This window comes from Ruegeria sp. S84, assembly GCF_056583445.1.
The window spans coordinates 38,917-53,043 of the sequence record NZ_JBWPVF010000003.1 but is presented as its reverse complement, the minus strand read 5'-3'; the positions used below and the strand labels follow the sequence as shown (position 1 = coordinate 53,043).

Sequence of the window (14,127 nt, the reverse complement as noted above, 5' to 3'; positions counted from 1 at the left end):
CGCGCGCGCCATGCCTAGAGCAACCTTCAGGCCGACTTTTACTGATACCGGCGAAGGAAAAGGTCCGGCCCTCCCATGACGACACCTTCCGTTCCAGACCCTCAAAACCTCAGGGTTGCGTTTATTCTGCTGGGAGATCGCAACAAGGCCAGCTCGCGTGTGCGTGGCTATTGGATCGGCGAAGAACTCGAGACGTTGGGCTATCGTGTTTCCTACCATCACGCGCCGCGCCGGCGAGACTACCTGCGGATGTTGGCGGTTACGATGCAGCACGATGTCCTAATTTTCCAGAAGCAGTATTCTCGCTATGATATTGCCTTGTTGCGCATGGCTAAGCTTATGGGCAAGCGAGTGTTTTTCGATATCGATGATGCGCCCTCGCGGGCAGAGCGTAAGGTGTCGCAACGCAATGCGGCAACCATGATGCGCGATGCGCACGGTGTTTTTGCCGGCAGCCGCAATCTGGAAACTTTGGTTCAAGAGGCGGGTGGTAGGGCGCATTTCGTCCCCTCGGGCATTCGCCTGGATCAGTACAGGGCACGCACTGCAGGTGACGCGGGACAAGTGTGTCTGGGCTGGATCGGCAACGGCGCCCATTATGTCGAAGATCTGACCTCGATTCTTGAAGCACCGCTGCGCAGTCTTGCCGCGAAACACGACATCCGCCTTAAAATTGTCGGTGCCTGCGGCGAACCAAAACTGGCTGAGGTCTTTGGTGATATTGACGGGCTGGTACTCGATCTAGTGGATGAAGTGAACTGGTCTGATCCCGAGGCGGTAGCAGCTGCAGTGGCCGATTTCGACATTGGCCTCTATCCGCTTATTGATAACCCGTTCAACATCTATAAATGCGCGTTCAAGGCTCTGGAATATATGGCCACATCCATTCCTGTAGTGGCAAGCAGGGTAGGGGCCAATGGTGATGTGATCACCGATGGATTGGATGGTTTTTGGTTTCCTCAGACAAGGAATGGACCGCTAGCCTGTCCCGGCTGATAGCGGATGAGGGCGAGAGACGAAACTTTGGTACGCATGGTAGGGCCAAGATAGAAGGGCATTACAGCACAAAAGCTCTGGCCCACCAGATATCAGTCATTTTTAGAATCGGAAAGATATAGGTTTGAAAAGACTATCCATAAATGAACTTCAACCCAGCCTTCTATGCTTGGAGTGCGGCGGAGAATTAACGCTTTCTGCCAGCGGGGTATTGGTGTGTGGCGATTGTGGGAACGAGAGCATCAACTGCAATTCAATCCCGGTTCTGATGAGTAATACCAACGATCTTTTTCCACGATCCGCCTATAAAACGGAAACCGGAGGAAGGGGTCCAGCGGCCCAGAAAAAGACTTTGCGAACAAGGATCAAGAATATTGTTCCATCACGCTCACTTAACTTGGCGCGTGAACGGATGTTCGGAACGATTGCCAAAGATTATGGCCAATCAGGTAGGGTGGTTTTGGTTGTCGGCTGCGGCAATCAGGAAGCACAACTAAAAAAGCATTTTTTGGATGATGACACGGTTTTCGTTTTCTGCGATGTCGACAAGGGCGCAAGTGCGGATATCTTCTGCGATGCTCACGAGCTCCCGTTTAAATCCGGAAGCTTTGATGGAATCATTACAACAGCAGTCATGGAGCATGTAATCCGCCCGGACCAAGTCGCTGAAGAAATGCATCGTGTGCTCAAAGATGATGGGTTTATCTACTCAGAGATACCGTTTCTGCAAGGTGTTCATGAAGGGGCCTATGATTTTACACGTTATACTTTATCTGGTCATCGACGGCTTTATGAAAAATTTGCAGAGATCGAGACCGGGATGGTCGCTGGGCCAGGTACAAATCTCAATTGGCAAATTGTTGATTTCGTCAGAATGCTCTCACAGAATGCCCGAATCTCCAGCGGGCTGGCTTTGATTGCACGAACACTTTTTTTCTGGGTCAAGTATGCGGACCATATCTTTAAGCATAATCGAAAAGCCCTGGATGCAGCATCTTGTACATATTTTTATGGCAAGCGTCAGCAGCAGGCATGCGACCCTTCAGATGTCGTGGCTCGGTACGGTGTTTCGGGCTTTAGTCATACATGATGACAGATTTTCAATCGGAGACGTCAGCTTGTTTTGATAGGCCCATCAGAGTCGCTTTCGGCTCCGTGCCTAAAGACAGTGGGACCTTCACGTTTTACCGCAATATGCGCCCCGCTCTCGCGGCGCGGGGGTTTCGCTTTATTGTGTGACCGTAGGAAAGCCGCAAGCACAGCTCTGGGAAGACGCCTATGTGGATGACGGCTGTGTTCAATTGGCCCCGGCTTCTCTGAGTATGAAACGGCAGGCGCAGGTTTTCACGAAGTGGTGCGCAGACAACGATATAGACTGTGTCATGGCGATAAACTCCGAAGGTATATTGTCTGCAATCCCGCATTTACCCACACATATGCGGGTTTTTTCGCGTTGCGCTAATGCGTTTGATCACGGCTATCGCATCACTATGTCAGGCCGGGAGCGTTTGGCCCGGATCATAGCCCTAACTCCGCGATTACGTGATGACCTCGTCGCCGATTACGACGCTGACCCCGCGAAAGTTGCGCTTATTCCCAACGGCATCGATGCGGCCAAGTTCGAGGCCGCAGCTCAATCTGAGCGTGGCACTGGCGCGCAACTGGAACTGGGGTTTCTGGGTCGTCTCGAGCATAACCAGAAGGGGGTGATGTATCTGCCCGCCATTGCTGATGCGCTCAGAGCGGGAGGGGTGCCGTTCCGATTGCGGATTGCGGGCAAAGGCGTGGACCGGGCGCGGCTGCAAGAGGCGATGGCCTCACATCTGGCCGAGGGCCGCGTTGAATTTATGGGAGCGCTCACCCCTGCGGAGATACCGCAATTTTTGGGCAAGACTGATATCTATCTCTTCACCTCGCATTTTGAAGGCTGTCCGAACGCTCTTCTAGAAGCGATGATGGCCGGATGCGTGCCGGTTTGTGGTCGGATCGTAGGCATTACCGATTTCCTGGTTGAGACAGGACGCACGGGGTTTATCGAGGAACTGGGGGACGCGGAGGGTTTTGCCAGCGCCATCGTGGCCCTGCACCGTGATCGAGCGAAGCTCGCGGCGCTTAGCCGGGCTGTGGGTGCTGAAGCGCGGGCGCGGTATACAAATGAGGTTGCTGCCGATGCTTATGCCGCCCTGATCCATGATGTGATGTCGGAATCCGCACCGGACTGGACACCCCGCCCGTGGTGCGCGTTCAGGCCCGACCCCAATTTTCCTGGTTACTGGCGACACCGAATACCGACGGGGCTGAAGGATTTTTTGCGGAAATTCAGGTGATGACATATATTCGGTTTTTTCAGAGGTTTATTGATGTTCACACAGCCAAACTTTTTCGTCATCGGCGGCATGCGATGCGGGTCTACAAGTCTGAACCTGATGCTCGAACAGCATCCGGATATCTACATGTCCCCAATCAAGGAACCAGAATACTATCTGGCTGAAGCATTTCGCAATATTAAAGACCCGTCACCCGAAGACAGGGATTTCCTGGAGACATTCTTGAAAAAGGGAAAATACCGGACAGGTGAGACCTATCAAAGCCTGTTTCAGAATGTGAGGGGGGCAAAAATTGTGGGCGAAGCCTCACATTATATCTACCATCCTGATACCGCGGCTGAAATTTTCAAAGATTGTCCTGAGGCGCGCATTCTGATCTGTCTGCGCAACCCAGTGGATCGCCTTTTCTCCGAGTATCTTCTGTTTTTGCGCGATGGAACTGAGACCGGCAATTTTGCTGATTACGTTGCACGTTATGCGTCGGATTATTTGGACAAAAAGATCCTGAGTAAGATCAACGTTCCAAAACTGAACAAGGGGCTTCAAGCCGAGTTGCTTGCACCTTGGATCGCTCAATTCGGGCGGGGTCGGATCAAGCTGGTGTTGTTTGATGATCTAAACCGCGCTCCCGCGGAAACAATGATGGATATTTTTGGTTGGCTGAAGATCGATGACAGCTTTGTCGTTCGTGAAATTCATGCACAAAAAGGCGGCGCTGCAAAAGCAAAGTGGATGATCCGGGCGCTGAATTCAAAGCACGCAAGATTGAAGAGAATAAAGGCTCTGATACCTAAATCGGCCAAAGTGAAAGTGCGGTCTTTGATTTTCTCTAAAACTCTGGAGCGCCCGGAAATGGACGCGCAAACAAAGGCATTTCTAGCGCAATTCTACCGAGACGATATCGAGAAGCTATCTAATATTGTCGGTAAGGATCTGTCTGAGTGGTGCAATACAACGTAGAGACACGAAGAAACAAGAAAGACAGTGAAGATATCGTGAGAGTTGTGCAGATTATAAATAGTTTCGGCTATCATGGGGGGGAGCAGAGCGGCTTGTTAAGGATCTTCACCTGGATTTGCTTGCATCTGGTGTCGATGCGCATCTCGTCGCGCTGGAACGTTGCGAGACAGCCGGGCTGCGCAATGCCGTATCTTTGGGGGTTTCGAGCCCTTACAAGCCAGGGGGCATTCTGGCTTTGCGCAAATACCTGCGCGCGATGACCCCGCAGCCCGATGTTGTGCATGCACACCTCTTTCCAACCAGCGCTTGGGTTGCCGGTCTCAGAAAGAGCGGTGCAATCCGCTGTCCGGTGATTTTTACGGAACATAGTACATCCAACAACCGCCGCGGATCCTTTGTGGGGAGGATTGTCGACCCGCTGATTTATAAACAGTTCGAAAAAATTTATTGTATCAGTGATGGTACGCTGGAAAGCTTGGTGGCCGCTTATCCGACTTTGTCGAACAAAGCAGAGGTCATTCTGAACGGCGCCAATCTGAGATTTGATGATTTCACTAAGCGGACCACCTCAGATCGAGTCAAAATCGTTTCTGTGGGCGGCTTGCGCCAAGCAAAGAATTATTCGGCGGCAATTATGGCCCTTGCGTTGATACCTGAAAACAAGTGCGATTACAGTATTGTCGGTGATGGTGACCTAAGGGCTGATCTGGAAGCTAGGGCGGCGACCGTAAAAACGCCAGTGCGCTTTGAGGGGCATGTCACCGATGTAAGCCCGTTTTTGCAGGAGGCGGATATTTTTTTGATGACGTCACTTTGGGAAGGGTTCGGTCTGGCTGCAGTTGAAGGGATGAATGCCGGATTGCCCGTAGTTGCGTCCGACATTGCAGGATTGCGCGAGGTTGTGGGAACCGACGGGGAGTGTGCTCTGCTTGTGCCGCCAACAGAACCACGGGCGATTGCAGGGGCCTTGATGGAACTGATTGACGATGAGCAGAAACGGCAGAACATGGGAGAGGCTGGTTTCCGTCGTGCTGAATCTTTTGACAAGCGACTGATGTCCGAGAAATATATTGCGGCTTATCATGCCGCAGCGCGGTAGAGCGGCCATGCTTAAGCAGTATTCCCACGGTACAATAGCAATGGCGGTTTTTGTTTTTATGCTGACTGCCGTTCCCAAGATGAATGTCCGGGTGGGTCCTGTACCGCTGTATTTCATTGATATTATTATTGTTCTGATTGTCTATTACGCCAGCCGGCGACACGGTTTTGGGCCTGGTGGCAGACCATTCCAGTGGATTATTCTGGCCCTGTTTTCCTTCACGATTATCGGGGAATTTGTGGGCTTCATTTATACTGGCTCAATCTTTGAGCATGTTTATCAGGCGGCGCGTATGACACTCGCATTTTTAGTCTTTTATGCGACCGGACAGCTTATCAGAACGCCCGAAGATCTTGAGCTTGTGATCAAGGCAGCCGCGCTTGGGGTGATTGTCACGGCCTCACTGATGATTTTGACTTCCCTCCCACAAACTCGAAATTTCGTAGTACGGTTTGTCTTGGAAAATACCTTCCTTGATCCTGCGGGGCGGCAGGTAGCCGCATCCTACCTGGATTCGGGTGACACCGGGGTGCGGGGGCGGACGTTGGTGGGGGTCTCCATTTTGGGGGCCAGTTTCATTAATCTGTCGTGGCCACTTGCTGCCCTGCTCTACAGTTGGCCCAAACCGATTGGGCGCTGGCGAACCGTGGCGATGATCGCGTGTTTTCTGGCCCCCATGGGTGTGTTGATGAGCTATTCCCGGGGGCCGATCCTGGGAGCCATACTAATTGTTCTTTTCACAGTGTTTCTCGGCCTCAATAGAATTAAGAAGGGCATCCTTCGACCTGTCGGATTTGGAATCCTTTTGGTCATGATGGTCGGCGTCAATTCTGAGGTTTTCTTTTTTGACCGTCTGACTAACCGATCTGCGGCGATCTTTGAAAATCCTCTTGAAGACGAGCGCGAATCCGAACGCCTGCTTGCCTATGTAGAACCGTTTGAACACATCTTTGAACATCCTTCGTTTCTTGTAGCGGGGCAGGGTATTGCCATCCTGAAGTCCAATGCGGTCGTGCCTGAGGTTGCAGGTAAAGCCAATCACGCGCTGTTTGCTGTGTCTTATTATGCAAACGGAATGGGCGCAGCGCTGCTCCATATGTTCCTGTTGGCGAGTGCGTTCTTTTATGCACTCAAACATGTGAAGGGCAGGCGTTCAGGCATTGGTCAGTATTTCAGTCAGGCTTTATTGGCCTCTGTGGTTGGAATAGCCCCGTGGGCAATTTTTGGTCACGCTATGGTGTCCCAGCCACGCGGGGCTATGATGTTCTATTTTATTTTTGGCTTGCTAGCCGCGCTCAGGCATTTCCCGGTTTATTCGAATACCTCAACAGACAAGGAGACAGGACATGCCTACGGTCGTCATATTACTGTCTGACAAACGCTCTGGCTCAACCATGCTGCAGGATGAGCTGTGCAAACACTCGGGCATCCGTCATGTCGACTATTCGCCCCATACGTATTTTGAGACCCATCATTGGCTGAAGGCGTCCGTGGTTCTGAACCGGCCTGACATGCTCTATTCGGGTTTCAAGCCATATGCTGGTTATGGCTCACGCGAGAATGCGCGCACTTATCTGATCGATACGCTCAAGGGCAATATGCCTGATTATGAGCCTCCGGAGAATGACACGGAACTGATTTTTGAAGGCTGGGACGCGTTGTGCAAGACCTTTGCCCAGCCGGTTTTCTTTGAGAAATCACCACAAATCCTTGCAGAATGGTGCGCTCTCAGCTTGCTATTGGAATGGGTAGACCGCACGGAGATGGATGTGAAGATCATCGGTCTCGTGCGCAATCCACTGGCGGTCCAATATTCTGCTCATGAATTGTTTTCGACCAATGCAGAGAGGCGCCAGTTCGGTTGGCTTAATATCCAGCGCAACCTTTTGAGCATCCAGTCCATGTTACCACCGGAGACGTTCAAGTTGGTGCGCTACGAGGACATTATCGCGGATCCGAAACAGGGTTTGGCGGATCTGTGTGAGTTTGTTGGCGTCGAATACGAGGACGAGATCGGCTCTGCGGTTCATACCTCCTCGAAGGAGAAATGGATGGCCAACGAGAATTACACGCTGCAGCTTGACCACTCGGTCAGTCAGATTGCCAAGGCCTTCGGCTATCAGGATCTGGAACTGATCAATCCGCACAAACCGACGGCAGCCACTATTGCCGCCATGCAGCCCGATCTGAAGACCCGTATCAAAAAACGCATGGTCCGCATGCGCGACCGGGTGGTCCGACCTGTTTATCTGAAACTCAAAGCGCCGCGGGCTACAAAAAAATGAATAATACCAAATGTCCAAGTCTTGGAGTTGTCTCGATCTCTTATAACGAAGAACGGGACATCGGTGGCTTTCTGGAAAATCTCGCCCATTGGGTCGATGAGATCGTTATCGTGGATGACGGCTCAACTGACCGAACCGAAGAGATTGCGAACGCCTATGGCAACAAGGTCAAATTCCTCAAAAGTCCGCGCGAGGAAGGCGAATACTTCAGTCATCAGCGCAACAAGGGGATTGATGCAGCCACCAGCGATTGGTTGCTGCATATGGATATTGATGAGCGCGTCAGCCCAGAACTTGCCAAAGAAATCCATGAAGGCATTACCGATATGGGAAAGGATGGCTACCGCTATAGGCGGCTGAACTATTTCATGCACCGTCCCATGAAGGGTGGTGGTTGGCGGGACTGGAATTTGGTCCATCTGGCGCGGCGGGACAAATTCCGCTTCGGTGGCATGTTCCACGAAAGTTGCCTGATAGATGCGCCCGCCGAGCGAATTGGTCAGTTGAAAGGGCTGATGATCCATTTCAACGAAGACAATTTTGAAAAGCGCATCCGCAAAAGTGCAACCTATCTGGAAGAGGTTACCAAAGGCGTCGAAAGTCGTGGCCGCCCGGTCAAATGGATTGATGTAGTGGGGCGCCCGTTCGCGGAATTTGTCCGCAAATATCTGGTAAAGCGCGGGTTTCTGGATGGTACGCCGGGCTTTATCTCGGCCGCACATTCAGCCACAGCAATTTTCAGGGCGAATGCGGTTGTCTGGGATCGGCAGAACGCGATCGCACGGGAGCAACTTGATAAAGACCTTAATGAGATGTGGGCGGGTACGTCTGTTTTGACAGCGGCATCGGACCCGCAAAAACCTGCCGCCGAATGACTTTGGCCCCGCATATCCTGTTCCACCGACCGACATTATGGAGTTCGGACATCCAGTGCTCGACCAAGGTTCTGGCCCGGTTGTTTGGGCAGCGCGGGTTTGATGTGAGCTATCTGGAAAACCCGCTTGATCCAGTGCACCTCTTGCGCGGAAAGGGCTATGTGCAGGAGTGGAAGAAGGCTCCGTACACAGACAGAAGGGTGCGGGTCCTGAATTTGGCCACGCCCGTGCCGGTTCGTGATGTCTGGCCCCTGAACACCTCCAACGCGTCTTATTTGAAATATAGACTTATGATGCCGTCGCTCCGGACTTGCGTAACCGGGCAGGGGAGATCTGAACCCGACCTCATATGGACTACCGTGCCGGGCAGCGTTGCGGCGTTGAAAAAGATTTTTCCCCAAGCACGGGTCATCTTTCATGTCGTGGATTACTATCCGGCTTTTCGGGGTGCAGCGGTTGTACCGCTGGAGCGTCGGGATTATGCGCAGGCGGACGCAGTCTACGTTATTGGCACAAGCCTGCAAACTTATCTGGTAGAAGATCTGGGCATTCCTGCCGCCAAGGTGACGGTCTTGGGGCAGGGGGCCGAGTTGGAAATCTATCGCACTGAAATTGCCGCCCCGGATGAGATCGCGCATCTGCCCCACCCCCGAGCTGTCTGGTGCGGTGTGCTGGCAAAGGGCGACCCGGGCCTTTTTGGGGCGCTTGCCAAAGAGATGGGGGCACGAGGTGGATCATTGATACTGATCGGTCCACAGGCGCAATGGGCGCACGATCTGGCGAACCAGATGCCCAGCACGGTCTCGCTTTTGGGTCCGAAAGCTCCGCCCGATTTACCCGCATACCTCAAGGCTGCAGATATCGGCGTGATGCTCTATGACCGCGGGCGGCAAGAGGTTTATCGCGGACAAAACCCGCTCAAACTTTATGAGTATACCGCTGCCGGCCTTCCCGTGCTCTCAACCGCCCATGATGAATTCGATGCGCTACACCCGCCTGTAACGCAGATCGGAACAGAAGCAGACATTGCGCCTGCGATTGAGGTTATCATGGCTGACACGGACAATCAGAAAGCCGCAGTATCTGCATTTTCCGCCCGACACAGCTGGCAGGCGAAGGTGGACACGATCATAAAGCGATTTTTTCCGGATATTTCAAATCAGCAGCAGAGGCATAGCGTGCAGTGTTAAATGTTGCCTATTTTTCAAACCAGTTTGCGACATCTCAAGGGCATGGCATCACCCGTTACGCGCATGAAATGTATAAGGGGTTGTGCAAGCTCGATGATCTTGCCATCCGGCCCGTGGCGGCTTGGTCCTCGTTGTCGCCCGAAAAACTGTCTGCCCTGCAGGCGGATACAGGGCTTGAATTGGTTAAATTGGGGCGCAGACTGACACCGTTGGCCTGGCATTATCTCGATATGCCTACATTGGAGCGGTTGATTGGCGGGCCCGTGGATGTGGTCCATGCGGTCTCGTTGGGATATGCGATTGCCACGCGGAAACCTTACGTGGTGACGGTTCATGATCTGGGGCCACTTACACATCCAGAGTATTTCACCAATACCAAGCCCTGGATCATGGAGAAAAGCCTGCGGCAGGCCGAAGCCCGTGCCGACGCGATCGTCTGCGTTTCGCAGTCCACAGCAGACGAGGTTGAGGGCTATCTTGGTGCTCATGTCGCCGATCGCATCCGCGTGATCAAAGAGGGGGTTTCTCCGGAATTCTTCGTGCCAAGCGATATGGCCTGCCTGGCGGGTTTGAATCTTCCACCGGATGATGTGCCCGTCATTCTGACGGCAGGCAAGATCAGCCCGCGCAAGAATGTACAGGGTGTTCTACGCGCGCTCAAGCAGGTGCAAGATACGATTGACCATCATCTGGTTCTGGTTGGTGGTGCGGGGTGGGAAACCGAAACCGTGCTCAGAGAACTGGATGACGGTAGCCTGATGAACCGCGTTCACCTGCTGGATTATGTGACCGACGAACAGCTCCGGGCATTATATCGGCGGGCGTCGCTCTATATCCACCCTTCGCTCTATGAGGGTTTTGGGCTGACAGTGCTCGAGGCAATGGCCTCGGGCGTGCCGGTGATCACATCGAACACGTCATCCCTGCCGGAAGTGGCTGGAGATGCGGGTCTGCTTGTTGACCCAGAAAACGTTGCCGAGATTGCACAGGCCATATATTCCATCTGCACGGATACGGCCCAGCGAGAGGCAAAAATTGCGGAAGGCCTGGAACGTGCGGGCCTTTTCTCATGGGATGAGTGTGCCAGAGAGCTACAGGATTTGTTTATTGATGTGGGGCGCTGAGGGCAGGAATTTGATTATACAATATAGAACTTCAGGAAGATCAGGGACGACAATATTTTTCCGCTCGTTTGTGAAAAAATACCTCGCTCAGGCGCAGGGCGATTTGGCCACGCCGGAACTCGAGGTCTGAATGGAACAGATGCAGTCCATTCCGGCACCGATTTGCGATGCGCTTCTGTTTCTATCCCGGGCTGTTATTCCACCTCAAGACATGGACCGCGCGCGCGTGCTTTGCGCGCGCGTCCAGGACTGGCCGAAGCTCACGGATATCGCTCTGCGCAAGTTCAGCCTACCGCTTGTCTACCGCAATTTGCAGAGCTTAAAGCTGGACGAGACCTATGGCCACATGCTTGATGCCATGCGCGCGCAGGTTTTGCCCCTTACTTTTGGCGCGCTGCGTGTTCTGGCCGCGCAGCGGAAGTTTCATAATGATTGCGTGGCTCCGCTCGATCTGGCCCATGTCTATCTCAAGGGGCCCAGCCTTGCTGCGCGCTATTATGATGATCCGGGTCTGCGCTTTGCGCGCGATGTAGACATTCTTATGTCGCGCGATGATCAGAGAAAACTTGTGCACCAGGCGCTGTCCAAGGGCTATCAGATCGCCGATGGGAACGACCTGAAGGGATGTCAGATCAGCAATCGCGATCTCGAGGCCATTCTGAACTATAAGACTGTGGCGACGCTTGTGACGCCGAATAATATAACGATCGAGGTACATTGGAATATCGACAAAAGGCTCGGACTCTTTGAAGTTGGGGAGACATTGCAGCGTCGTGAAATGATCTCTGACGAAGCACTGCGTTACGGCGTCATGCCGACCGCCGATCTCTTTTGCTATGTCTGCTATCACAATACTCGCCACATCTGGTCGCGCCTACACTGGATTGCAGATCTTGATGCGATCATTTCAGATTCCTCTTTCGACCGGAACAAAGTACTGGCGCGAGCTGCAGAGTTGGGTCTGCGCTCGAACGCCGAGGCTTGCCTGGAACTGCATGAGATAGCGGTTTCTGGCGATGCCAGTAATTTGGCCAAAGGCGGCAGCCGGGGTGCCGAGCTGGCCGCCGTTTGCCTGAGAAACCTGCCTGGGGATTTGCAGCTGGAATATGACTTGCGTGAGGGCGAGGAGCTTTTAGGGCTGCCGTTCAAGTGGATGGTGTCGCCGGAAGTACGCAAGCGGGCGCGCATCCTGACGCGCCTGTCCCGTGTCTTGCCAGGCTATGACGAATATGAGGCATGGCCCCTGCCGCGCGGGCTTCAGTGGATTTACTATGTTTCCAAACCGCTCGGCATTTTGAAGCGGCATCTGTTATTTTCCCACAAGCGAGATGCTGGTCTGTGAAGTCGAAAGTCAAAGCTGGCCTGACAGTCTGGCCCAAAGTGTTCCGCTTGCTGCGCTACAGCAGCATGAAAATGAGTTTGATCGTCTCTGTCCTGACCGCCATCGAGGTGGTTGTAGGCATCGGTGTGCTCTATGTTATCAAGCTGCTCATAGATGTGATTTCAACCCAGTTCGCCGCTGAAGGAGAGGTCGAGACGGGGCCGGTCTTTCTTTATCTTGTGCTCACGGGCGTAGGTCTTTTGGGCGCGGTGGCCATCCAGACACTGGCGAACCTTGCGCGGACAGCACAGGGCATGTTGGTGTCCGACTATGTCGATCGTGAAATTCACAACCGTGCCATCGGTGTCGATCTGGGGTTCTACGAAAGTCCGGCCTATTTTGATCTGCTCGCACGGGCGCGGGCGGCAGGCTCGCAGCGACCGGCACAGGTGATCTCGACTGTTCTGCTGATTTTCAAAAGTGTACTCTATCTGGTTGCTATTCTTGTGATGCTTGTAGGCATCGAATGGCGGTTGCTGCCGGCCATTCTGGTAGCCATGTTGGCGGTATTGTTCATCCGCTTGAAGTTCACCAAAGCCCTTTTCCAATGGCAGAAGGATCGCGCCCAGTTAGAAAGGCGAGCGAGCTATCTGGACTGGCTGATCACCTCAGATATCCACGCTAAGGAGCTGCGGCTTGGCGATTTAGGTACCCATCTCAAAGAGCTTTATTCCAGCCTGAAAAAACGTATGCGGGAGGAGCAATACGCCATTGAGAAACGCAAGGCGATTGCCGAGCTTGTGGTTTCGGGGTTGGGCGCGCTCATCTTTGCGGGCGCTGTATCGTTTCTGGTAATGCGGACGCTGGTGGGGGATTTGAGCGTCGGCGATCTGGTGCTCTTTGTTCTACTATTTCGTCGAGCAGAAAGCAGTGGGCAGGAATTCGTTCGCCATGTTTCCAAACTTTATGATGATCAGCTTTTTCTGGGGCAGTTGTTCGGTTTTCTGTCGGTCGAGCCTGAAATCAAAGCGCCAACAGCACCCAAATCTTTGCCCGCTCCGATCACATCAGGTCTGCACTTTGAGAATGTGACGTTCCAGTATCCCAGCAACAGTGTCCCTGCGCTTGAGGGCATCAACCTGACTGTCAAACCCGGCCAGGTGGTCGCCCTTGTGGGGGAAAACGGATCAGGCAAAACCTCCCTGATTAAGCTGATGGCAAGGCTGTATGATCCAAATCGTGGTCGTATAACACTCGACGGCAAGGATATCCGCGAGTTTGATCCAGTTGCCTACCGCCGGCTATTCAGTGTGATATTTCAGGACTATTCGCGTTATGCCACAACTGTAGCTGAGAACATTCGTTTTGGAGATGTCCGTTTACCAGAAGACAGCCCCAGAATTTTTGAGGCGGCTCGTCGCGCAGATGCGGACAGGTTCATAAGCGCACTGGATCAGGGATATGACACCCCGCTCACCCGGATGTTTGATAACGGGCGCGAGCTGAGTCTGGGGCAATGGCAGCGCATAGCGCTGGCTCGCGCGTTTTTTCCGGCATCGAATTTTATCATTATGGATGAGCCAACAAGTGCTATGGATCCCAATGCAGAATTCGAACTGTTCGAAAATTTTCGCGATAAGATTGGCAACCGTGCTGCTTTAATTATTAGCCACAGGCTATCTACCGTGCGAATGGCGGACTACACCTATGTGCTGGACAACGGTAGAATCATTGAGCAAGGCACCCACGATGAGCTTATCGCCGCCAAGGGTCACTATGCCGGTTTATTTGAGCGACAGGGGCGAAGCTATCGAGAAACGGTTTGAGAATGTTGTCGTACTCGGGGTATTTTCTTCAAGATAGAATTAATTACAGGTTTTGTTCACAATTGTTTAATGTGGCCGGGAGAATGGCTGAAAGACCTTAACTTTTGGACTCTTTTAGACCATA

The 14,127-nt window shown here is 52.9% G+C and carries 12 protein-coding genes and 1 pseudogene; all 13 read left to right on the top strand.

Annotation, left to right across the window (positions count from 1 at the left end; genetic code table 11):
* Nucleotides 1-75 precede the first annotated feature (75 nt).
* A complete protein-coding gene (locus tag AC1DFB_RS21125) occupies nt 76-996 on the top strand; it encodes a glycosyltransferase (protein WP_480922847.1) in 921 nt (306 codons plus the stop codon).
* A 124-nt stretch (nt 997-1,120) separates the two neighbouring features.
* On the top strand, nt 1,121-2,086 hold the full coding sequence (locus AC1DFB_RS21120) for a methyltransferase domain-containing protein (protein ID WP_480893900.1): 966 nt from the start codon (nt 1,121-1,123) through the stop codon (nt 2,084-2,086).
* A gap of 145 nt (nt 2,087-2,231) precedes the next feature.
* Nucleotides 2,232-3,323, top strand: a complete 1,092-nt coding sequence (locus AC1DFB_RS21115; RefSeq protein WP_480762334.1) for a glycosyltransferase family 4 protein — start codon at nt 2,232-2,234, stop codon at nt 3,321-3,323.
* 33 nt (nt 3,324-3,356) lie between these two features.
* Nucleotides 3,357-4,283, top strand: a complete 927-nt coding sequence (locus AC1DFB_RS21110; protein ID WP_170737439.1) for a sulfotransferase — start codon at nt 3,357-3,359, stop codon at nt 4,281-4,283.
* A gap of 85 nt (nt 4,284-4,368) precedes the next feature.
* A pseudogene (locus AC1DFB_RS21105) lies at nt 4,369-4,809 on the top strand (glycosyltransferase family 4 protein); the annotation flags it as partial.
* A complete protein-coding gene (locus AC1DFB_RS21100; RefSeq protein ID WP_480922861.1) occupies nt 4,801-5,382 on the top strand; it encodes a glycosyltransferase family 4 protein in 582 nt (193 codons plus the stop codon). The pseudogene AC1DFB_RS21105 and the gene AC1DFB_RS21100, both read left to right, overlap by 9 nt.
* Before the next feature lie 7 nt (nt 5,383-5,389).
* Nucleotides 5,390-6,757, top strand: coding sequence for an O-antigen ligase family protein (locus tag AC1DFB_RS21095; RefSeq protein ID WP_480762337.1), 1,368 nt, complete (start codon nt 5,390-5,392; stop codon nt 6,755-6,757).
* A complete protein-coding gene (locus AC1DFB_RS21090) occupies nt 6,729-7,667 on the top strand; it encodes a sulfotransferase family protein (RefSeq protein WP_480762339.1) in 939 nt (312 codons plus the stop codon). Before AC1DFB_RS21095 ends, AC1DFB_RS21090 begins: the two co-directional genes overlap by 29 nt.
* On the top strand, nt 7,664-8,542 hold the full coding sequence (locus AC1DFB_RS21085) for a glycosyltransferase family 2 protein (protein ID WP_170408844.1): 879 nt from the start codon (nt 7,664-7,666) through the stop codon (nt 8,540-8,542). The genes AC1DFB_RS21090 and AC1DFB_RS21085 overlap by 4 nt, the downstream gene beginning before the upstream one ends.
* Complete coding sequence (locus AC1DFB_RS21080; protein WP_170737450.1) at nt 8,539-9,732, top strand: glycosyltransferase; 1,194 nt, start codon at nt 8,539-8,541, stop codon at nt 9,730-9,732. The genes AC1DFB_RS21085 and AC1DFB_RS21080 overlap by 4 nt, the downstream gene beginning before the upstream one ends.
* On the top strand, nt 9,726-10,856 hold the full coding sequence (locus tag AC1DFB_RS21075; RefSeq protein ID WP_480762343.1) for a glycosyltransferase family 4 protein: 1,131 nt from the start codon (nt 9,726-9,728) through the stop codon (nt 10,854-10,856). The genes AC1DFB_RS21080 and AC1DFB_RS21075 overlap by 7 nt, the downstream gene beginning before the upstream one ends.
* Before the next feature lie 130 nt (nt 10,857-10,986).
* Nucleotides 10,987-12,198 carry a nucleotidyltransferase family protein gene (locus tag AC1DFB_RS21070; RefSeq protein ID WP_480922846.1) on the top strand — a complete coding sequence of 404 codons (1,212 nt, stop codon included), beginning with the start codon at nt 10,987-10,989 and terminating at the stop codon, nt 12,196-12,198.
* Nucleotides 12,195-14,003, top strand: coding sequence for an ABC transporter ATP-binding protein (locus tag AC1DFB_RS21065; protein WP_480922845.1), 1,809 nt, complete (start codon nt 12,195-12,197; stop codon nt 14,001-14,003). The genes AC1DFB_RS21070 and AC1DFB_RS21065 overlap by 4 nt, the downstream gene beginning before the upstream one ends.
* Nucleotides 14,004-14,127 lie beyond the last annotated feature (124 nt).

Coding starts and splice junctions, on each gene's coding strand:
- AC1DFB_RS21070 (WP_480922846.1), top strand. CDS start 10,987: ATGGAACAGATGCAGTCCATTCCGGCACCGATTTGCGATGCGCTTCTG.
- AC1DFB_RS21090 (WP_480762339.1), top strand. CDS start 6,729: ATGCCTACGGTCGTCATATTACTGTCTGACAAACGCTCTGGCTCAACC.
- AC1DFB_RS21125 (WP_480922847.1), top strand. CDS start 76: ATGACGACACCTTCCGTTCCAGACCCTCAAAACCTCAGGGTTGCGTTT.
- AC1DFB_RS21110 (WP_170737439.1), top strand. CDS start 3,357: ATGTTCACACAGCCAAACTTTTTCGTCATCGGCGGCATGCGATGCGGG.
- AC1DFB_RS21085 (WP_170408844.1), top strand. CDS start 7,664: ATGAATAATACCAAATGTCCAAGTCTTGGAGTTGTCTCGATCTCTTAT.
- AC1DFB_RS21095 (WP_480762337.1), top strand. CDS start 5,390: ATGCTTAAGCAGTATTCCCACGGTACAATAGCAATGGCGGTTTTTGTT.
- AC1DFB_RS21080 (WP_170737450.1), top strand. CDS start 8,539: ATGACTTTGGCCCCGCATATCCTGTTCCACCGACCGACATTATGGAGT.